Source organism: Burkholderia sp. HMSC10F09, from assembly GCF_001806955.1.
Taxonomy (GTDB): domain Bacteria; phylum Pseudomonadota; class Gammaproteobacteria; order Burkholderiales; family Burkholderiaceae; genus Burkholderia; species Burkholderia multivorans.
Map to the genome: position 1 here is coordinate 1 of NZ_KV786744.1, position 20,787 is coordinate 20,787.

Here is a 20,787-nt window from a genome sequence, read left to right on the forward strand (position 1 = left end):
CGCGCGCACCACGCGCGCCGCCGTGCATCGCGACGCGCAGCTCAGCGGTAGTCGACCCACACGCCGCCCGCGTCGGCCGAGCGCACGCAGTTCTCGACCCAGCGCACGCCCTCGACGCCGGCGTGGACATCGGGAAAGCGGATGCCCTTGAGCGCGTCGGCGTCGCCGCGATCGGCCGCATCCATCGCGAGCGCGAAGCGCGCGTACAGATTCGACCATGCGTCGAACAGCCCTTCCGGATGGCCCGCGCCGATCCGGTCCTCGCGCAATGCGTGCGGATGCAGGTACGGCATGCCGCGATCGAGTACCTGCGCGGGCTGCCCCTGCACCTCGTAGCGCAGCTGGTTCGGATGCTCGTCCCACCATTCGACGCTCGCCTTCGAGCCGATCACGCGCACCTTCTGCCCATGCATCGAGCCGGCGTTCACCGCGCTCGACCACACGTAGCCGATCGCGCCCGTGTCGTATTCCATGATCGTGAACGCGTTGTCCTCGAGCGGCGCGCGGCTCTTCACGAAGCTCTGCCGCGAGCACATCAGCCGGCGGATCTTCAGCCACGGCACCATGACCTCGGCGATGTAGAGCGGATGCGTGCCGATGTCGCCGAGCACGTAGCTCGGCCCCGCGAACTTCGGATCGACGCGCCAGCGCGCGGCCGCGCTCTCGGCTTCGATGCCCTCGCTGTGAAAGCCGTGCGCGAACTGCATCTGCACGATGCGAATCTCGCCCAGATCGCCGCGCGCGATCATCTCGCGCGCCTGCTCGATCATCTGGTGACCCGAATAGCCGTACGCGACGCCGACGATCCGGTTCTTCTCGACGGCCAGCCGCTGCAGCGCCTCGGCCTCCTGCGTCGTGAAGCAGAGCGGCTTCTCGCAAACCACGTGCAGCCCCGCGTTCAGCGCCGCGCGGCAGATCTCGAAGTGCGTGTTGTTCGGCGTCGCGATCGAGACCGCGCGGATGCCGTCCTCGCGCTTCGCTTCGGCGTCGAACATCGTCTGATAGTCCGGATAGCAGCGCTCGGCGTCGACGCCGAGCTTCACGCCGAACTGCCGCCCGCGCTCGGGATCGAGGTCGAACGCGCCGGCGACGAGCCGGAAGCTGCCGTCGCGCAGCGCGGCCGAGCGGTGGCTGTAGCCGATCTGGCTGCCCAGGCCGCCGCCGACCATCGCCCAGGGAATCGAATGTCCAAGCAGAATCTGTCCGTCGATCATGATGTTCGTGGTCCTCAGTGCGTATCCGGGTGTTCCGTATTCAGCGGTTCGATTTCGTTCTTCGCGCAGTCGCGCGGATGCATCGTTCAGGCGAACCCGGCCGATGCGAGAAACGCGCGGCTCGCCGCGACGTCGCGCAGGCTCGTGTCCGCATTGCGCGGATCGCGCTCCTGTTCGATCGTGATGTAGCCGGCGTAGCCGATGTCGTCGAGCGTGCGCTTGATCGCGCGGTAATCGAGCACGCCACGGCCGATCGGACACATCACGCCGCGCGCGCATGCATCGAAGAAGCGGATCCGCTCGCTCATCACCGCGTCGTATACGGCCGCGTCGATATCCTTGAAATGCACGTAATCGAGCCGCGCCGCATGGCGGCGCAGCCATTCGCTCGGGTCCATGCCCGAGTAGTAGAGGTGGCCCGTATCGAGGCAGAGGCCCGCCGTGTCGGCCGGTATGTCGGCGACGATCCGGTCGATCTCGTCCGCGAATTCGATATAGCCGCCCGCGTGCGGATGAATCACCGCGCGCACGCCGAACCCGTCGCGCGCGAGCGTCGCGATCTGCCGGACGTGGTCGACCATCGCGGCCCAGCTTTCCTTCGGCAGCCGCGGTGCGCGATCGCCGTGACCGGCAGCATCGTCGCGTTCGTCGTGGCCCCAGTCCATCACGACGAGATAAGGCGCCGCGTAGCGCTGCCCGCGCTGCGTCGGCAGCTTCGGCAACTGCGTGATCAGCGTGCAGATCTCGCGCGTCTGGCGCAGCAGGTTCGGCAGATTCGCGGGCGACACGAGATCGTCGAAGATCGTCCCGGCCGTGATGCTCAGCCGCTGCCGCTCGAGCTCCGCGCGCACGACGTCGAGCGCGAGCGGGATGTAGCCGTACGGACCGAGCTCGATGCCCGAATACCCGGCCGCCGACGCCTCGGCGAGCACGTGCCGCCACGGCGGCAAGTGCGGGTTGCTCACGTCGTCGACGCCCCAGCAGCACGGCGCGCAGCCGATCTTCATCGTCATGTCGGTCGATTCCCGGAAGAGGTTGGCCTCAAGCGCGATAGAACGCGGGACGTTCGGCGATCGCGATCGGTTCGACCGCCCCGCTCTTCTGCGCGCGTACGCAGGCGTCGGCCGCGACCGCGGCCGCATAGCCGTCCCATGCGGACGGGCCGGTCAGTGCCTGCCGGCGCACGCCGTCGACGAATGCCTGCAGCTCGACGTCGTACGACGCGATGAAGCGCTCCTTCCAGTCGGTCATGATCTCGACCGACTGCCGCGCCAGATGCTTGAGCCCGACGGCCGGCGGATCGGGCAGCTTCGCAATCCCGTTCTCGCCGACCACCTCGCACTGGATGTCGTACCCGTACTGGCAGTTCACGAAGATCTCGACGTCGATGCGCACGCCGCTCGCCGTTTCGAGCAGCACGATCTGCGGATCGGCGAGATGCGCGCTCGCGTGGCGCGTCTTCTTCGGATAGACGACCTGCGCGCTCACGTAGTCCTCGCCGAGCAACCAGCGCAGCACGTCGAGTTCGTGGATCAGCGTGTCGGTGATCGCCATGTCCGTCGTGTAGCGCTCGCCGACCGACTGGTTGCGGTGTGCGCAATGCAGCATCAGCGGTGCGCCGATCTGCCCGCTGTCGATCACGCGCTTGAGCGCGCGATAGCCTTCGTCGTACGGCCGCATGAAGCCGACCTGCACGAGCCGCGTGCCGTGCGCGAGCTCCGCTTCGACGATGCGCATGCAGCCCTCGGCCGTCACCGCGAGCGGCTTCTCGCAGAACACGGGCTTGCCGTGCGCGATCGCGTCGAGCACGAAGGCCTCGTGCGTCGGCCCCCACGACGTGACGAGCACGGCCTGCACGTCGGCGGCCGCGATCAGGTCGCGGCCGTCCGCGTAGATCTCCGCCTCGGGCGCGTAGTGCGTCACCGCATCGCGCGCCTGCTGCGGATCGATGTCGTTGACGGCGACGACGCGCGCGCCGGACAGCGTGCGCATCAGCCTGCGAATATGGTCCTGGCCGATCGCGCCGCAGCCGATCACGCCGATTTGCAAGGTCATCAGGGTATCTCCAGTCGTTCGTTATCGGCGGCGCGTGCCGCGCCGTCGGTCCATCGAATCGTTTCAGCGCACCGCGCGATCGAAATGGCGGTCGACGTAGCGCTGGATCGTCTCGCGCATGTAGCGCGAGGAGGCTTCCGCACGGTCCTCCCACGCGAACACGCACGACGACATCACGCCGTCGAAGCCCGCATCGGCGAGTGCGCGGAAGAACACGTCCCAGTCGATCTCGCCCTGCCCGATGTCCAGATGCTGGTGCACGCGGATCTGGTTCGAGCCCGGCGGGTTCACGATGTAGCGCAGCTGGCTGCTCTTGCGGTGGTCGAACGTGTCGGCCACGCGCACGTGCGCGAGGATCGGCGCGGCCTGCGCGATCATCGCGGCCATGTCGTCGCCGTAGTAGAACGTGTGCGGCGCGATGTACGACAGCTTCAGCGACGGCGAACCGATGTTCGTGACGATGTCGATCGCCGGCTGCAGCTGCTCGATCCAGTCTTCCGGATGCGGCTCGACCGACAGCACGATGCGCTCGCGCTCGAGCACGGGCAGCAGCGCGTCCATCGAGCGGAACCACGCGGCTTCGCAGAGCTCCTTCGGGTTCGCGCCCGGCCGCTCGCCGACCGAGCGTTCGGGCGACGCGCCGCGCCCGAACTCCGACACCATCAGCGTGCACTCCATTTCGAGCGCGACCTCGATCGCCTTCTTCCAGCAGCGCACGGCCCACTGCCGCTCGTCTTCGAACGGGCTCGCCCAGCGGTACATCGGCTGCAGCGACGCGAGTCCGACGCCGCTCGCGCGCAGCGCGCGGCGGAACGCGGCCATCCGCTCGCGCGTCGCGCGCGGCATCACCCACCAGTCGAGGAAGTCGCTGCGCGGCGACAGCTCGATCTGGTCGTAACCGAGCTCGGCGACTGCGTGCGGCAGCCGATCGAGCGGCAGGTGGCGAATCATGTACGGGTCGAGTGCGATCTTCATGGCGATGTTCGTGCGATGTGCAGTGGAATCGTCGCGCTCAGCGGCGCTTCTTCTTGTTGCGATACTGGTCGGCGATCACGGCCGCGACGATGATCGCGCCCTTGACCATCTCCTGGTAGTACGCGTCGATCCGGATGAACGTGAAGCCCGACGTCATCACGCCGAGGATCAGCACGCCGATCACAGTGCCCGTCACGCGACCGAGGCCGCCCGACAGCGACGTGCCGCCGATCACGACGGCCGCGATCGCGTCGAGCTCGTACATCACGCCCATCCCCGACTGGCCCGAGATCGCGCGCGCGGCCGTCACGGTGCCGGCGATCCCGCTCAGCAGCCCGGCAATTGCATAGACGAGCACGAGATGGCGCGTCACGTTGATGCCCGACACGATCGCCGCATGGCGGTTCGCACCGATCGCATACGTGTACTTGCCGAAGCGCGTGTAGCGCAGCACGACATGGAAGATCGCCGCGATCACGAGGAAGATGATCACCGGGTTCGCGCCCGCGCCGATCGCCGCGAACTGGTCGGTCAGCATCGACACCGGCATGCCGTTCGTGAACCACTTCGCAAAGCCGCGCGCGGCGACCATCGTGCCGAGCGTCGCGATGAACGGCGGGATGCCGGTGAGCGCGATCAGCGAGCCGTTCAGCAGCCCGACCAGCAGCCCGACGCACACGCCCGCGAGCACCGGCCAGATCACGGGCAGGTCGGTCAGATGCGGAAACACCGCGCGCGGAAAGTCGGATACCTGCGCGAGGCTGGCCGACACGACCGCGGCCGCCGCGACGACCGATCCGGACGACAGGTCGATCCCGCTCGTGATGATCACGAGATTCACGCCGACCGCGATGATGCCGATCACGGCCATCTGCAGCACGATGATCTCGAGCCGCTCGGCGTTGAACAGGAAGCTCTGGCCGACGACGAGCCAGCCGATCGCCTCGAAGAACAGGCTGATGCCGACCAGCACGAGAAAGATGCTCAGCTCGGGCGGCCACTTCGCGTGCCGCGTCTTGATCGTCATGGACTGCGCGTCCGCGACCGGATTGAGGTTGCCCATTTCAGTTGTCTCCATGCTTGTTGCGGCTCAGCGCGACGCGAGATCCATGATGCGGACCTGGTCGGCGTCCTTGCGATCGACGATGCCGGTCATGCGCCCTTCGTGCATCACCATCACGCGATCGCTCATGCCGAGCACTTCCGGCATCTCCGCCGAGATCATCAGCACCGCGACGCCCTTGCCCGCCAGTGCGCTGACGAGCCGGTGGATCTCGGCCTTCGCGCCGACGTCGATGCCGCGCGTCGGCTCGTCGAGGATCAGGATGCGCGGCTGCGTGAGCAGCCAGCGGCCGATCAGCACCTTCTGCTGATTGCCGCCGGACAGGTTCTGGATTTCCTCGTGCAGTCCGGGCGCCTTCACGCGCAGCGTCCGGCTCATTGCCTCGCAGTCGCGCTTCAGCTGCGCATGCCGCACGAAATTGAACTTCACGTAGCGGCGGCTGAGCACGGCCGCTTCCATGTTCGCGAGCAGATCGAGATTCAGGAAGCAGCCGGTGTCCTTGCGGTCCTCGGTCAGGAATGCCATCCCGTGCTTCATCGCCTGCGCGGGCGTCGAGATCCGCACCGGCTTGCCGTCGATCAGGATCTCGCCCGAGGTCGCGGGCACGACGCCGAACAGCGCCTCGGCCACGTTCGAGCGGCCCGAGCCGACGAGGCCCGCGACGCCGAGAATCTCGCCCGCGCGCAGATCGAAGCTCACGTCGCGGAACACGCCCTCCACGCCGAGATTGCGCACCGACAGCACGACGTCGCCGATCGGTACGTCCTCCTTCGGAAACATCTGCGTGATCTCGCGGCCGACCATCATGCGGATGATGTCGTCGCGCGTGACGTCCGACGACGCGTGCGTGCCGATGTACTTGCCGTCGCGAAACACCGAGAACTCGTCGGCGATCTCGAACAGCTCGTTCATCTTGTGCGTGATGTAGACGATGCCCTTGCCCTGCTCGCGCAGCTGCCGGATGATCCGGAACAGGTGCGTGACTTCCTTGTCGGTGAGTGCGGACGTCGGCTCGTCCATGATCAGCACGTCGGAGTCGAACGACACGGCCTTCGCGATTTCGACCATCTGCCGGCTCGCGACGGTCAGCGTGCGCACGTCGGCGTCCGGATCGATGTCGATCGACAGCCGCTCGAACAGCGCGGCCGTGCGCCGCCGCAACTGCGCATGGTCGATCAGCCCGAAGCGGTTCTTCGGCTCGCGGCGAATCCAGATGTTCTCCGCGACCGTCATGTACGGCATCAGGTTCAGTTCCTGATGGATCATCGCGATGCCGCGATCGAGCGCGTCGAGCGGGCCGTTCAGCACGACCGGCTCGCCCTTGAGCAGGATCTCGCCGCAATCGGGCGTATAGACGCCGGCGATGATCTTCATCAGCGTCGACTTGCCGGCGCCGTTCTCGCCCATCAGGGCGTGGACCGTGCCGCGGCGCACGCGAAACTGCACGCCGTCGAGCGCGACGACGCCCGGAAACGACTTGCCGACGCCGCGCACCTCGAGCAGGCAGTCGGACGCCGGCGCGCCGGACGAACCGGGTGCGGCGAACGAAGCGGCCGGCGCGCCGTCGCTGGCCATCGGGCGCGCCATCCTGGCTGTAAACATGGACGTTCCTCGAAAGTCGCACGCGGTCCCGGACGCGCCGGGGCCGCGCAGTTCAGCGGAAAACCCGGTCAGTGCTTCGCGTACTGGTTCATGTTGTCGGGCGTGACGAGCTCGAACGGCACGTTCACGTAGCGGTCGACGTTCTGCTTCTTCGCGAGCTTCAGCGCGGCCGCGACGGCTTGCGTGCCCTGCCCGGACGCGTTCTGGTACACCGACACCTTCAGCTCGCCGCTCTTCATCGACGCGAGCCCGTCCGGCGTCGCGTCGATGCCCGCGACGATCGTCTTCGGCGTCCACTTGCGCGCGGCCTTCAAGGCGTTGATCGCGCCGATCGCCATTTCGTCGTTGTTCGACACGATCGCGTCGAACTTCATCCCGGAGCTCAGCCAGTTCATCGTGATGTCCTGGCCCTGCGTGCGGCTCCACTTGCCTTCGCGCTTGTCGACGATGCGCATCCCGGCGCAGTCCTTCGTCGCGATCACGTCCTCGATGTCCTTCGTGCGCGCACGCGCCGACTCGTTCGACAGCTCGCCCATCAGCACCAGGAGATCGCCCTTGCCGCCCAGCAGCTTGCAGACCTGGCGCGCCTGCAGCGTGCCCGACTGCTTCTCGTCGGACGCGACGACCGCGACGCCGGCCGGCAGCTTGTCGAAATCGACCGGCTTGCGGTTCACGTAGACGAGCGGAATCTTCGCGGCCGTCACCATCTTCGTGATCTTCGGCGTCGCGTCGGTGTCGACCGCGTTCACGATGATCGCGTCGACCTTCTGCGCGATCATGTTCTGGACCTGGCTCAACTGCTTGCCGACGTCGTTGCCGGCATCCTCGATCTGCACGGTCGCGCCGTCCTTCTTGGCCGCGTCGGCGATGCTGTTGCGCAGGATCGTCAGAAACGTGTCGTCGAACGACGCCATCGTGACGCCGATCTTCTCGGCATGCGCGAGCGGCATCGCCAGCATCGCGGCGGCCGCGACGGCCATCAGCTTGGTCTTCATGATCACTCTGTCTCCTCATCTCCGGGGGGCGGAAAACGGCGCGTTGCGCGCCGCCGGGCCGAGTCCGATACGGACTGAAGCATCCGGATGAAACTGTAGATCACTTCGTCGAAATTTTGGAAATTTATTTCTACGTGATTTCACCTAGGGAACTGGATTTCCAAAAAGCCTAGACTGCGTCCGTAGCCCGATGGCTTGCGGCGGGCGGCGTCGCGTCGTGCGGTACGCGCGCGGCGCGCCGGTCGCAGCCTCGGTCCCCTAACTGCCGGCATCGCCGAACGCCGGCCGCGAGCGTGAAACGTCTATGAGCCCGTTGAACTTTCCGAGTGACCGCCCCATCGATCTCGCCTGCCTCGGCCGCGTCGCCGTGGATCTTTACGCGCAGCAGTACGGCAGCCGTCTCGAGGACGCGCGCACGTTCCAGATGTACCTCGGCGGCTCGTCGGGCAACGTCGCGTTCGGCGTCGCGCGGCTCGGGCTCAAGACCGCGATGATCTCGCGCGTCGGCGACGAGCAGATGGGCCGCTTCGTGCGCGAAACGCTCGAGCGCGAAGGCTGCGACACGAGCCAGCTGCAGACCGACCCGGAACGGCTGACGGCGCTGGTGCTGCTCGGGCTCAAGGATCGCGACACGTTTCCGCTGCTGTTCGTGCGCGAGAACTGCGCCGACATGGCCGTGCGCGCGGACGAGATTCGCGAGGACTTCATCGCGCGCTGCCGCGCGCTTGCGATCACCGGCACGCATCTGTCGACGCCCGGCACGCGCGAAGCGTCGCTGACCGCGCTCGGCTACGCGCGCCGCCACGGCGTCGTGCGGATTCTCGACATCGACTATCGGCCCGTACTGTGGGGGCTCACGCCGCGCGGCGCGGGCGAGAACCGCTACGTGCCCGATGCGCAGGTCACGCAGCAACTGCAGCAGGTGCTCGGCGAGTTCGATCTGCTGGTCGGCACCGAAGAGGAATTCCTGATCGCGGGCGGCGTGCCGCACGACCTGATCGCGTCGCTCGAAGCCGTGCGCCGCGTGAGCGATGCGGTACTCGTCGTCAAGCGCGGCGCACTCGGCTGCTGCGTGATCGAGCGCGACATTCCGGCGCGCATCGACGATGCGCCGACCTTCGCCGGCGAACGCGTCGAGGTACTGAACGTGCTCGGCGCCGGCGACGCGTTCCTGTCGGGCCTGCTGTCCGGCCTGCTGCGCGGCCGCGACTGGGCCGAATCGACGCGCATCGCGAATGCCTGCGGCGCGATCGTCGTGTCGCGCCACGCCTGTTCGGCCGCCATGCCGACGCCGGCCGAACTCGCACACTGGTTCGGCGGCAGCCGCAATCCGCAGGTCGATGCGGACCGGACGCTCGCGCATCTGCATCGCGTGACGGTGCCGCGCCGCGAATGGGACGACCTCTGCGTGATGGCGTTCGACCATCGCAGCCAGTTCTACGACCTCGCGGTACAGGCCGGCGCCGACGAAGCGCGGATCAAGACGCTGAAGCGGCTGCTCGTGCGCGCCGCCGAGCAGGTCGAGCGCGAGCGCCATATCGAAGGCCACGTCGGCGTGCTGATCGACGGCGGCGCGTACGGGCGCGACGCGCTCGCGTCGGCGACCGGACGCGGCTGGTGGGTCGGTCGGCCCGTCGAACTGCCGGGCTCGCGGCCGCTCTGCTTCGACGACACGCGCTCGGTCGGCACCGCGCTCGTGCACTGGCCGACCGAGCAGGTCGTCAAATGCCTCGTCCACTATCACCCGGACGACGACGTCGAGCTGCGCGTCGCGCAGGAGCAGCGCGTGCTCGAGCTCTGGGAGGCGACGCGCGCGACCGGCAACGAACTGCTGCTCGAGATCATTCCGCCGCGCGCGGTGACGCCGGCCGGCACCGAGGACGATGCGGTGCTGCGTACCGTCGCGCGCTTCTACAACCTCGGCGTGATGCCCGAATGGTGGAAGCTCGCGCCGATGAGCGCCGACGGCTGGGCGCGGCTCGAGGCGCTCGTCGCCGAACGCGACCGCCACTGCCGCGGCGCCGTGATCCTCGGGCTGAACCAACCGCTGCAGTACCTCGTCGACAGCTTCCGCGCGGCGACCAACCCGATCGTGAAGGGCTTCATGGTCGGCCGCACGCTGTGGGCCGACGCGTCGCTGAACTGGCTCGCCGGCCGCATCGACGATCAGGCGCTGATCGACGAAGTCGCCGGCAATTTCGCGCAACTGGTGGACGCGTGGCTCGGCCGCCGCGACGCGGCGCGCGCCGCCGCGGCCTGACGTGCGGCCCGCGCATCCATTCGACTCCTTTTCCTCGAACGACGATGACCCAAACCGTAAGACTGACCGTCAGCCAGGCGCTGGTCCGTTATCTGGCCGCGCTACGCGCCGAAGTCGTGCAGCCCGACGGACGCACCGAGATCCTGCCGTACTGCGGCGGCGTGTTCGCGATCTTCGGCCACGGCAACGTGGCCGGCCTCGGCGAGGCGCTGCACGCCGAACGCGACCGGCTGCCGACGTACCGCGCGCACAACGAGCAAGGGATGGCCAATGCGGCCATCGCGTTCGCGAAAGCGAACTTCCGGCAGCGGATGATGGCCGTGACGTCGAGCATCGGCCCCGGCGCGACCAACATGCTGACGTCGGCCGCGCTCGCGCACGTCGGCCGGCTGCCGCTGCTGCTGCTGCCCGGCGACGTGTTCGTGTCGCGGCTGCCCGATCCCGTGCTGCAGCAGATCGAGGATTTCGAACAGGGCGACGTCAGCGCGAACGACTGTTTCCGTCCCGTGACGCGCTACTTCGATCGCATCACGTCGCCCGAGCAGCTGCTCGTCGCGCTGCCGCGCGCGATCCAGGTGATGACCGATCCCGCGCAATGCGGCCCCGTCTGCCTCGCGCTGCCGCAGGACGTGCAGACCTTCGCGTACGACTGGCCCGAGGATTTCTTCGCCCCGCCGCCGATCCGCATGCGGCGGCCGCCCGCCGACGCGCTCGAGCTCGCCGATGCGCTCGACGTGCTGAAGGCCGCGAAAAAGCCGCTGATCGTCGCCGGCGGCGGCGTGCTGTACAGCCAGGCGTGGGACGCGCTGCGCACGTTCGCCGACGCGCACGGCGTGCCGGTCGCCGAATCGCAGGCCGGCAAGGGCAGTCTCGCGTGGGATCATCCGCTGAACCTCGGCTCGATCGGCGTGACGGGCTCGCCCGCCGCGAACCGCGCGGCCGCGCAGGCCGACGTCGTGTTCGCGGTCGGCACGCGGCTGCAGGATTTCACGACCGGCTCGCATGCGCTGTTCGGCCAGGCCACGCTGCTGAGCCTGAACGTGCAGCCGTTCGATGCGGGCAAGAAGCGCGGGCGGCAGCTCGTCGCCGATGCGCGCACGGGGCTCGGCCAGCTGTCGGCCGCGCTGGCCGGATGGCAGGCCGATCCGGCATGGACGGCGGCGAACCGCGATCAGGCCGCCGCGTGGAACGCGCGCGTCGCCGAGCTCACTACGCGCGTGCCCATCGACACGCTGCCGTACGACGCGGAAGTGATCGGCGCGGTGCGCGACTCCGCGGCGGACGCCGGACGCGACAGCGCGCGCGACGATCTGGTCGTGTGCGCGGCCGGCACGCTGCCGGCCGAACTGCACAAGCTCTGGCGCAGCGGGCTGCCCGGCAACTATCACATGGACTACGCGTATTCGTGCATGGGCTACGAGGTGGCCGGGGGCCTCGGCGCGAAGCTCGCGCGGCCCGAGCGCGAGGTGATCGTGATCGTCGGCGACGGCTCGTACATGATGCTCAACGCGGAACTCGCGACATCGGTGATGCTCGGCCGCAAGATCATCGTCGTGATTCTCGACAACCGCGGCTACGGCTGCATCGAGCGGCTGCAGCTGAACTGCGGCGGCGCGAGCTTCAACAACATGCTCGACGACTGCGTGCCCGAAGGCGGCGAACGCGCGACGATCGACTTCGCGATGCATGCGCGCTCGATGGGCGCCGAGGCCGTGCACGTGCGCGACGTCGGCGAGCTGCGCCGCGAGATGGTGCGTGCGCGCGCGGCCGCGAAGAGCCAGGTGCTCGTGATCGACACGACGCACCGCCGCACGACCGACGACGGCGGCGCGTGGTGGGAAGTCGCGGTGCCGCAGGTGTCCGCGCGGCCCGACGTCGAACGCGCGCACCGCCGCTATCTCGACGACAAGACGCGGCAGCGGCGCTGACGCCGCGCCGCCCTGCTCACCCGCACGCACGCGACAACAACATCGAGGAAGCCTGACATGAGCTGGAACGTTCGCATCGGTATCAACCCCCTGTCGTGGATGAACGACGACCTGCCGTCGCTCGGCGGCGAAACGCCGCTCGAGACGGCGCTGAAGGAAGGCGCCGAAATCGGCTACGCGGGCTTCGAGCTCGGCAACAAGTTTCCGAAGACGGGCCCCGAGCTGAAGGCGAAGCTCGCCGAATTCGGGCTCGTGTGCGTGTCGGGCTGGTATTCCGGCTTCCTCGCCGAAGTCGCGCCCGGGATGACCGACGCCGACTCGGTCGCGGCCGAAATCGAGCGCTGCCGCGCGCACATGACGAAGCTGCAGTACAACGACGTGAAGGTCGTCGTCTACGGCGAATGCGCGGGCACGATCCAGGGCCGCATCGATACGCCGGTCGCGAAGCGCCCGCGCTTCGTCGACGACGAAGCATGGCGCCGCTATGCGGCGCGCCTCGACGCGTTCGGCGCCCATCTGCTCGACACGTACGGGATCAAGCTCGCGTATCACCATCACATGGGCGCGTACGTCGAATCGCCGGACGACGTCGACCGCCTGATGGCGCTGACCGATCCGGCAAAGGTGTTCCTGCTGTTCGACACCGGCCATGCGTATTTCGGCGGCGCGGCCGACCCGGTCGCCCTGCTGAGGAAGCACGTCTCGCGCGTCGTGCACGTGCACTGCAAGGACGTGCGTCCGCAGGTGGTCACGCAGGCGCGCAACGCCGGCTGGAGCTTCCTGAACGGCGTGATCAACGGCACCTTCACGGTGCCGGGCGACGGCGCGCTCGACTACGACGCGACGCTGCGCACGCTGAAGGACGCCGGCTACGAAGGCTGGCTCGTCGTCGAGGCCGAGCAGGATCCGGCCGTCGCGCCGAGCTATCAGTATGCGAAGAAGGGTTACGAGTCGCTGCGCGCGATCGTCGACAAGCTGAGCGCGTAACCCGCCACCTCATTGCGGAGCCCGATCCGATGACGATTTCACCCCTCTTGATCAAGGCCGCCGCCGGCCGCGAAATCTGCAACGTCACGCCCGAATCCGCGGGCTGGCAGCATGTCGGCTTTCGCGCGCTGCGCCTGAAGGCCGGCGACGCGGAAACGCTCGACACCGGCACGCGCGAACTCTGCGTCGTCGTGCTGACCGGCACCGTGCGCGCCGAGGTCGACGGCGACACGTACGACGCGCTCGGCAAGCGCGACAGCGTATTCGAACCCGTGTCGCCCGACGCGCTCTACGTGCCGGGCGGCAAGACCGTCACGCTGGTCGCGACGCGCGATGCCGAAGTCGCGCTCTGCACGGCGCCGTATGCGAGCGGCGACAAGCGCGTGCTGCGCCTCGACGGCGAACGGATGCGGCGCACGGTGCGCGGCCAGGGCACCAATACGCGCTACGTCTGCGACATCCTGATGGGCGACAACCCGGCCGCGGATCGACTGCTCGTCGTCGAAGTCGTCACGCCGGCGAGCCATTCGAGCAGCTATCCGCCGCACAAGCACGACCGCGACGCGGCGCCCGACGAAACCTCGCTCGAGGAAACGTACTACCACCGCATCGATCCGCCGCAGGGCTTCGCTTTCCAGCGCGTGTACACGGACGACCGCAGCCTCGACGAAGCCTGCGCGGTCGAGAACCACGACGTCGTGATGGTGCCGCGCGGCTATCACCCGGTCGTCGCGCCGCACGGCTACAACCTGTACTACCTGAACGTGATGGCCGGACCGAGCCGCGCGTGGGCGTTCAAGAACGATCCCGCACACGAATGGATGCTCGACGCGACACCGGCACGCTGAGCGCGACGCCGCGCCTGCGCCGGCCACGCAACCGCAACGCTACGGAGGCCGCGATGGGAATGCCGTTTACGCACCGCGAACCCGCGCCGTTCGACGACGACGCGGCCGACGTGACGCTGCCGTGCTTCAACGCGGACGTCGCACGCCGGCTCGGCGAAATCGCGACCAACCTCGCCCGGCGCCGCGGGCAGCCGATCGCGGTCGGCATCGTCGGCACGCATGCGCCGCTGTTCTACTGCGCGCTCGACGGCAGCGGCGCGGCCGACTGCGAGGCGATCCGCCGCCGGCAAAACACGGTGCTGCGCTTCGCGCTCAGTTCGCGCGCCGTCGGCGCGACGTTCCGGCGCACCGGCCAGTCGCTGCAGTCGCTCGGGCTGTCGGACGACGACTATGCACTCGACGGCGGCGGCGTGCCGTTGCGGATCGCCGGTGCGCGGCTCGTCGGCGCGCTCGCGATCGCGGGTCTCGACGCCGAACGCAATCACGCGCTCGCCGTCGAGAGCCTGCGCTGGCACGTCGGCGCGCACGCACTCGCGAGCGGCGCGTAACGATGCGTCGCGACACATAGCGGCGCACGATTGCATTCGCGCGCGCGCCGCGCGGCCGCTCAGCGCAGCCCGCCGCTCGCGACCAGATGCTCGCCAGTCAGCCAGCGCGCGTCGTTCGACGCAAGGAACACCGCGACCGATGCGATGTCGTCCGGCGCGCCGTGACGGCCCAGCGGCGTTTCGGCGAGCACCTGCTTTTCGAGGTCCGAACCGATGATGCCCGTCGTATGCGTGCCTTCGGTCACGACCAATCCCGGGTTGATCGCGTTCACGCGAATCTTGCGCGGTGCGAGTTCGTTCGCGAGCACACCGGTGATCGCGTCGACCGCGCCCTTCGTGCCGCTGTAGACGGCGCTCGCCGGCGGCACCATGCTCGTGATCGCCGAGCTGATGTTGATGATGCTCGCGCCTTCGCCGAGATGCCTGGCGGCCGCCTGCGTCGTCAGCAGCAGGCCGAACACGTTCGTATCGAACTGCTTGCGGTAGTGCTCTTCGGTAATCGCCTCGATCGGCGCGAACTCGTAGATGCCGGAATTGTTCACGAGTACGTCGAGACGGCCGTACGTCTCGATCGCCGTGTCGACGATGCGCTGCGCGTCGGCCGCCTTCGACACGTCGCCGCCCACCGCGACCGCGCGCCCGCCCGCTTCGACGATCGCGCTCACGACCGCATCCGCGCCCGCCTTGCTGCTCGCGTAGTTGACGACGACCGCCGCGCCTTCGGCGGCCAGCGCCTTTGCAATCGCCGCGCCGATGCCTTTCGAAGCGCCCGTGACGATCGCGACCTTGTCTGCCAGCTTGCTCATGATCGGATACCTTTTCGAAAATTTGACGATGAAGGGGCACCGGCTGCCGACTGCGCGGCGAACCGGCGTTGTCATGCATGTTGGCGGTTCGGTCCGCGGCGATAAAGCGGCTCGCTGCGAATTGTGTGGCGCGGCCAGCCGAACAATCGGCCGGCGCTCAGCCGGTGCCGAGCCAGGCGCGCACGGTGTCGTCGCCGAGGCCGTCGAGCGCGCCGTCGTAGACGATCGTGCCGCGCCCCATCACCGCGACGCGATGCGCAAGCCGCGGCGCAAGCTGCAGCCGCTGCTCGATCAGCAGGATCGCGACGCCGTCCGCCTGCAGCGCGGCGAGGCACGCACGCACTTCGTCGACGGCAAGCGGCGCGAGCCCCTCGGCCGGTTCGTCGACGATCAGCACGCGCGGGCGGCCGGCGAGCGCACGCACGAGTGCGAGCACCTGTTGTTCGCCGCCCGACAACCGCGCTGCCTTCACGTCGGCGCGTGCAGCCAGCAGCGGAAAGCGCGCGAACAGCCGGTCGAGTTCCGCGCGCGCGGCCGCCCGGCCAACGCCGCGCAGCCCGAGCAGCAGGTTGTCGCGCACGCTGAGCAGCGGAAATACGTCGCGGCTTTCGGCAACATAGGCGACGCCGCGACGCGCGATGTCGAAGGTGCGCGCGCCCACGCATTCGACGCCCGCGACGCGCACCGAGCCGCTCGTGCGCACGAGTCCCATCACGGCCTTCGCGAGCGTCGAGCGGCCGGCGCCGTTGCGTCCGAGCAGCGCAAGCGTCTCGCCCGGCGCGAGCGCGAGGTCGATGCCGTCGAGCACCGGCTGATGTCCGTACCATGCGCGCAGCGCGCGAACGTCGAGCAGCGCGCTCATCGGGTGCCCTCGCCGAGATACGCGGCGCGCACGGCCGCATCCGCGCGGATCGCATCCGGTGCGCCGGTCGCGACGATCGCACCGCGCACGAGCACCGTGACGCGTTCCGCGAAGCCGAACACCGCGTCCATGTCGTGCTCGATCATCAACACCGTGCGCCCCAGCGTGGTCGCGCGGATCAGCGCGATCATGCGCGCGGCCTGGTCGCGATTCATGCCGGCCGTCGGCTCGTCGAGCAGCAGCGTGCGCGCGCCGCTCGCCAGCGCGATGCCGAGATCGAGTGCGCGCTGCTCGGCGTAGGCGAGGTCGGCGGCCGGCGTGTCGCGCCGTGCGTCGAGGCCGACGTCCTCCATCACGCGCGCGGCCGCGCGATCGACCGACGCCGATTCGCGCAGCCGGTTCCACCAGCGCCGCCGCTCGGCGGGCGCATGCAGCGCCGCGCAGCGCAGATTGTCGAACACGCTCAGGCGCGCGAACGCGCTCGTCTGCTGAAAACTGCGGCCGACGCCGAGCCGGCTCGCGATCACGGGCCCGCGCCCGCGCAACTCGACGCCGTGCAGCATCACGCGCCCGCGCGTCGGCCGCAGCGCGCCGCCGATGACGTTGAACAGCGTCGACTTGCCGGCGCCGTTCGGGCCGATCAATGCATGACGCTCGCCGGCCGCGACGTCGAGGTCGATGCCGTCGAGCACCGTCCGCGCGCCGAAGCGCAGCACGATCCCGCGCAGCGCGACTGCGGTGCCGCTCATCGCCGCCGCTCCGCGTCGGCACGCGCGAAGCGCGCGCGCCAGCCCCACAGCAGCATGCCGACGGCGGCCGCCGAAGCGGCAACGGCCCAGCCGACCGGCGTATCGGCGTCGATCCGCCATGCGCCGAACGCGGCGCCCGGGCCGTCGTCCTGCGCGAAGCGCCACGCATAGCCGAGTTCGGCCGCGGCGACGAGCGCGATGCCCCAGAACACGCACGCGCCGAACGCGCACAGCAGCCGCCAGCGCTCGCTCGCCGGTGCGCCGCGACGCAGCGCGTGCGCGAGCGCGTCGACGAGCCCCGCGAGCCCGCGCGGCGCGGCAACGACGACCGCGACGAACAGCACGCCGAGGTAGAGCGCCCACGCGCGCGACATGCCCGCAACGACGACGCTCAGCGCGGTCAGCACCGCCGCGCCGGCCGCGGGCCCGAAGAACGCGCCGCTGCCGCCGATCACGGCAGCGATCAGCACGCTGGCGGAGCGCGCCATCGATACGCTGTCGGGCGTCGCGATCTCGACGTCGATCAGCGTCAGCGTGCCGGCAATGCCGGCGAAGAACGAGGCGCACGTGACCATCGCGAGCCGCACGCGGCGCGGATCGGTGCCGAGCGCCGCGACGCGCGCCGGGTTGTCGCGCACCGCGTTCGCGAGCCGCGCAAGCGGCGTGCGTGTCAGCGCGCGCATCGCGAGCGCGGAGGCGATGCACCATGCGGCAATCACCGCATACGCCTGCGCCGGTGCGCCGAATTGCCAGCCGCCCCACGGTGTGCCGCTCGCGCGATCGATCGGCACGCCGCCGATCCCGCCGAACCATGCCGGCACGCTCCACGCGGCCGCTGCCATGCACTCGCCGAGGCCGAGCGTGATCATCGCGAACGCGGTGCCCGCGCGACGCGTCGCCAGCAGCCCGGCGACGAAGCCGAAGCCTGCGCCGGCCGCGCCGCCGACGAGCGGCAGCAGCGGCAGCGGGCCGCCGAAGCGGTTGAACCAGTGCGCGGCCGCGAACGCGCCGAGCCCCGCAAACGCGGCATGGCCGAACGACAGCAGCCCGGTCGTGCCGAGCTGCAGGTTGTACGACAGCGCGAGCACGACGAGCGATGCCGTCTGCGCGAGGTAGCCGAGCACGGCGCCCTGCGGCCACAGCCACGCGGGCAGCACGAGGCAGCCTGCGAACAGCACCCAGCGCACGAATGCCGCGAACGTGCCGCCGCTACGCATCGGCACGCTCGCCGAACAATCCGCGCGGCCGCGCGACCAGCACCGCGACGAGCAGCAGGTACGGCACCAGCGGCGCCAGCTGCGCGATCGATACGGCCGCGACGCCGTCCGGCAGCGCAAGGCCGGCCGCTTGCGCGAGCGTGCGCAGCGTGACGTCGCTCGACGCGGCTAACGTCTGGGCGAAGCCGACCGCGAGCGACGCGACGAACGCGCCGCCGAGCGAGCCGAGCCCGCCGATCACAACGACGGCGAACACGACCGAGCCGACCGTCTCCGCGAGCGCGGGCTCGATCACGGCAAGCGGCGCGCCGATCACGCCGGCCAGCGCGGCAAGCGCGGTGCCGGCGCCGAACAGCAGCGTCATCAGCCGCGGCACGTCGTAGCCGAGCGCCTCGACGGCCGCGCGATGCGTGAGCGCCGCGCGCACGACGAGCCCGAGCCGCGACGTACGCAGCAGCGCGCCGAGCGCGATCAGCATCGCCGCCGACATCGTCATCATGAACAGCCGATAGCGCGGCAGCGCGAGCCCGAACACGGTCACGGGTGCGCCCTCGAACGACGCGGGCACCGGCGCGGGCAGCGGCGCGAGCCCCCACGCGAGCTTGGCGACCTCGCCGATCAGATAGGCCAGCCCGAAAGTCAGCAGCAGTTCGCCGGTATGGCCGCGCGCCTGCACGCGGCGCAGCAGCGTGCGCTCGCATGCCGCGCCGAGCGCGCCGACCGCGAGCGGCGCGAGCACGAGCGCCGGCCAGAAGCCCGCACGCAGCGCGATGCTGTAGCCGACGTATGCGCCGAGCATGTAGAAGCTCGCATGGGCGAAGTTGAGCACGCCCTGCACGCTGAAGATCAGCGTGAGGCCGGCCGACAGCATGAACAGCAGCAAGCCGTAGCTGAGGCCGTTGAACGCCTGGAGCGCGAATGCGTGCACCGCGCGACCCGTCAGGCCGCGAGCGGCTCGAGCGCGGCGCGCAGCGCGTCGGGTAGCGGCACCGGGCGGCGCGTGCCGCGATCGACGTACACGTGCACGAAGTGCCCCTGCGCGGCGGGGGCGGCCTCGCCGGCCGCGAACAGCCCGATCTCGTAGCGCACGCTCGACGTGCCGAGCTTCGCGACGCGCAGCCCCGCATCGACGGCCTGCGGAAACACGAGCGGCGCGAAATAGTTGCACTGCGTCTCGACGACGAGGCCGATCGTCTGGCTGCGCTCGACGTCGAGCACGCCCGCGCCGATCAGGTACGCGTTGACGACCGTGTCGAAGTAGCTGTAGTAGACGACGTTGTTCACGTGCCCGTAGACGTCGTTGTCCATCCAGCGGGTCGTGATCGGCAGGAAATGGCGATACGCGTCGCGCGGACGCGGCTGCGGCTTGTCGGACATGGCGATGGCGATGGCGATCGGAACGGTGACGGGGAACGGGGCCGCGTACGCGGCGGTCATTGACCGGGACGGTCGACGAACTGGAAATCGAGGCCGCGCGCACGCATCCAGTCGGCGAGCGCGTAGCCGGTGCCCGCGCGCCACGGGCGCAGCAGCGGCGGATCGACGAGCCGGTATTCGAGCAGCTCCGGCGACAGCGTGACGGTGCCCGACGCGCGCACGTGATACGCGATGATCAGCTCGTTCTTGCGGATGAATTCGTAGACGCCGACCAGCGCGATCTGCTCGGCGTTCAGCCCGGTTTCCTCGCGCACTTCGCGCGCGATGCCGTCCTCGGGCGTTTCGCCGTGCTCGAGGAAGCCGGTGATCAGCGCGAACATCCCTTCCGGCCAGGCCGCGTTGCGCGCGAGCAGGATCTTGCCGTCGAGCTCGACGATCGCGGCAACCACCGGCAGCGGATTGTTCCAGTGCACGTAGCCGCATGCATCGTCGGGACACGCCTGGCGCAGGCGGCCGCCCTCGTGGTCGGGATCGGCGCGTTCGATCAGCGGGCTCGCGCAGCGCGGGCAGAAACGGTAGTCGGCAGTGGTCATCGGCAGGACATGACGGCGCCGCACGGCGCCGCTCGGCACGGGAAAGGCCTCATTCTAGCGAGTTTGCCGGCCGCGCTGCCGATCCGGCCCCATCGTCGTCAGCGGCGCACGCGCGCGGCGGCGGCGGTCGCCGCGAAACCGGCCGCGCCCGCGAGCAGCGCGGCTGCCGCGACCCACAGCGCGGGCGAGAACGACCCGAAGCGCGCGGTCAGCGGCGCCGCGACGAGCGGGCCGAGAATCTGCCCGATTCCGTACGAGGCGGTCGCATAGCCCATCAGCCCCGCCGCGCGCTCGCCGTGCAGACGCCGCGCCTCGCGCATCGCGAACAGCGTGATCGCGGTGAACGGCAGCCCGAGCAGCGCGCTGCCGATCGCGAAGCCGGCCGTGTTCGGCCATACGATGCCGGCCGCGATCCCGAGCGCCTGCATCGCACAGCCGCCGGCCAGCAGCAGCCGGTTGTCCCAGTGCGCGGGCAGCCGCGCGGCCGCAAGCGCGCCGACGATCAGCGCCGCGCCGAACATCGGCCAGAACAGGTCGGGCCACGGCGAACCGGCCGGCAGCGCAGCGCGCGCGATCACGGGCAGAAACGTCGCCGTGATGATGTAGCCGAAGCCCGGCATCCCGTACAGCACGATCAGCCAGCCGGCGTCGACCCGCGCGCGGCGCGCGTCGTGGACCGCGGCCGGCGTCGCCGCCGCCGCGTGCGCC

General features: G+C 69.6%; 20 protein-coding genes. 5 read left to right on the plus strand and 15 right to left on the minus strand.

Annotation, left to right across the window (positions count from 1 at the left end; genetic code table 11):
* Positions 1-41: 41 nt before the first annotated feature.
* The 7 genes from HMPREF3115_RS16395 to HMPREF3115_RS16425 form a co-directional block, all read right to left on the minus strand.
* A complete protein-coding gene (locus HMPREF3115_RS16395) occupies positions 42-1,214 on the minus strand; it encodes a Gfo/Idh/MocA family protein (protein WP_006402127.1) in 1,173 nt (390 codons plus the stop codon).
* Between the two features lie 86 nt (positions 1,215-1,300).
* Entirely contained in the window at positions 1,301-2,227 is a 927-nt protein-coding gene (locus HMPREF3115_RS16400; RefSeq protein ID WP_070555159.1) for a TIM barrel protein, read from the minus strand.
* Between the two features lie 28 nt (positions 2,228-2,255).
* Entirely contained in the window at positions 2,256-3,269 is a 1,014-nt protein-coding gene (locus HMPREF3115_RS16405; protein WP_070555161.1) for a bifunctional inositol 2-dehydrogenase/D-chiro-inositol 1-dehydrogenase, read from the minus strand.
* 63 nt (positions 3,270-3,332) lie between these two features.
* Positions 3,333-4,244 (minus strand): sugar phosphate isomerase/epimerase family protein, encoded by a 912-nt coding sequence (locus tag HMPREF3115_RS16410; RefSeq protein ID WP_070555164.1) that lies wholly within the window; start codon positions 4,242-4,244, stop codon positions 3,333-3,335.
* Positions 4,245-4,281: 37 nt separating this feature from the next.
* On the minus strand, positions 4,282-5,307 hold the full coding sequence (locus HMPREF3115_RS16415) for an ABC transporter permease (protein ID WP_006402131.1): 1,026 nt from the start codon (positions 5,305-5,307) through the stop codon (positions 4,282-4,284).
* A gap of 27 nt (positions 5,308-5,334) precedes the next feature.
* Positions 5,335-6,909, minus strand: a complete 1,575-nt coding sequence (locus tag HMPREF3115_RS16420) for a sugar ABC transporter ATP-binding protein (protein WP_070555166.1) — start codon at positions 6,907-6,909, stop codon at positions 5,335-5,337.
* 68 nt (positions 6,910-6,977) lie between these two features.
* Positions 6,978-7,904, minus strand: coding sequence for a sugar ABC transporter substrate-binding protein (locus tag HMPREF3115_RS16425; protein WP_035947894.1), 927 nt, complete (start codon positions 7,902-7,904; stop codon positions 6,978-6,980).
* A 304-nt stretch (positions 7,905-8,208) separates the two neighbouring features.
* Here HMPREF3115_RS16425 and iolC point away from each other — a divergent pair, with 304 nt between their 5' ends.
* Genes iolC through HMPREF3115_RS16450 form a run of 5 tightly spaced genes read left to right on the plus strand, consistent with a single transcriptional unit; the run spans position 8,209 to position 14,475 of the window.
* The gene (gene iolC / locus HMPREF3115_RS16430; RefSeq protein ID WP_070555170.1) at positions 8,209-10,164 is read left to right on the plus strand and encodes a bifunctional 5-dehydro-2-deoxygluconokinase/5-dehydro-2-deoxyphosphogluconate aldolase; all 1,956 of its coding nucleotides are present in this window, start codon (positions 8,209-8,211) and stop codon (positions 10,162-10,164) included.
* Between the two features lie 44 nt (positions 10,165-10,208).
* Positions 10,209-12,092: a 3D-(3,5/4)-trihydroxycyclohexane-1,2-dione acylhydrolase (decyclizing) gene (gene iolD, locus HMPREF3115_RS16435; RefSeq protein WP_070555173.1), complete on the plus strand. Its 1,884-nt coding sequence runs from the start codon at positions 10,209-10,211 to the stop codon at positions 12,090-12,092.
* Positions 12,093-12,149: 57 nt separating this feature from the next.
* Positions 12,150-13,079 carry a myo-inosose-2 dehydratase gene (gene iolE / locus HMPREF3115_RS16440; protein WP_006402136.1) on the plus strand — a complete coding sequence of 310 codons (930 nt, stop codon included), beginning with the start codon at positions 12,150-12,152 and terminating at the stop codon, positions 13,077-13,079.
* 29 nt (positions 13,080-13,108) lie between these two features.
* Entirely contained in the window at positions 13,109-13,927 is an 819-nt protein-coding gene (iolB, locus tag HMPREF3115_RS16445; protein WP_006402137.1) for a 5-deoxy-glucuronate isomerase, read from the plus strand.
* A 53-nt stretch (positions 13,928-13,980) separates the two neighbouring features.
* Positions 13,981-14,475, plus strand: a complete 495-nt coding sequence (locus tag HMPREF3115_RS16450; protein WP_053297348.1) for a heme-degrading domain-containing protein — start codon at positions 13,981-13,983, stop codon at positions 14,473-14,475.
* Between the two features lie 59 nt (positions 14,476-14,534).
* On the opposite strand, the gene HMPREF3115_RS16455 is transcribed toward HMPREF3115_RS16450, so the two are convergent.
* The 8 genes from HMPREF3115_RS16455 to HMPREF3115_RS16490 form a co-directional block, all read right to left on the minus strand.
* Complete coding sequence (locus HMPREF3115_RS16455) at positions 14,535-15,281, minus strand: glucose 1-dehydrogenase (protein ID WP_006402139.1); 747 nt, start codon at positions 15,279-15,281, stop codon at positions 14,535-14,537.
* A gap of 157 nt (positions 15,282-15,438) precedes the next feature.
* A complete protein-coding gene (locus tag HMPREF3115_RS16460; RefSeq protein WP_006402140.1) occupies positions 15,439-16,143 on the minus strand; it encodes an ABC transporter ATP-binding protein in 705 nt (234 codons plus the stop codon).
* Positions 16,140-16,892 (minus strand): ABC transporter ATP-binding protein, encoded by a 753-nt coding sequence (locus tag HMPREF3115_RS16465; protein ID WP_006402141.1) that lies wholly within the window; start codon positions 16,890-16,892, stop codon positions 16,140-16,142. The genes HMPREF3115_RS16460 and HMPREF3115_RS16465 overlap by 4 nt, the downstream gene beginning before the upstream one ends.
* Positions 16,889-18,109: a branched-chain amino acid ABC transporter permease gene (locus HMPREF3115_RS16470; protein WP_070555175.1), complete on the minus strand. Its 1,221-nt coding sequence runs from the start codon at positions 18,107-18,109 to the stop codon at positions 16,889-16,891. Before HMPREF3115_RS16470 ends, HMPREF3115_RS16465 begins: the two co-directional genes overlap by 4 nt.
* Positions 18,102-19,037: a branched-chain amino acid ABC transporter permease gene (locus HMPREF3115_RS16475; RefSeq protein ID WP_070555178.1), complete on the minus strand. Its 936-nt coding sequence runs from the start codon at positions 19,035-19,037 to the stop codon at positions 18,102-18,104. The genes HMPREF3115_RS16470 and HMPREF3115_RS16475 overlap by 8 nt, the downstream gene beginning before the upstream one ends.
* A gap of 11 nt (positions 19,038-19,048) precedes the next feature.
* Positions 19,049-19,486: an acyl-CoA thioesterase gene (locus HMPREF3115_RS16480; protein ID WP_006405000.1), complete on the minus strand. Its 438-nt coding sequence runs from the start codon at positions 19,484-19,486 to the stop codon at positions 19,049-19,051.
* Positions 19,487-19,542: 56 nt separating this feature from the next.
* The gene (locus HMPREF3115_RS16485; protein ID WP_035488324.1) at positions 19,543-20,079 is read right to left on the minus strand and encodes an NUDIX domain-containing protein; all 537 of its coding nucleotides are present in this window, start codon (positions 20,077-20,079) and stop codon (positions 19,543-19,545) included.
* A 98-nt stretch (positions 20,080-20,177) separates the two neighbouring features.
* On the minus strand, positions 20,178-20,787 hold a 610-nt coding region (locus HMPREF3115_RS16490), incomplete at its 5' end, for a YbfB/YjiJ family MFS transporter (RefSeq protein WP_141751685.1).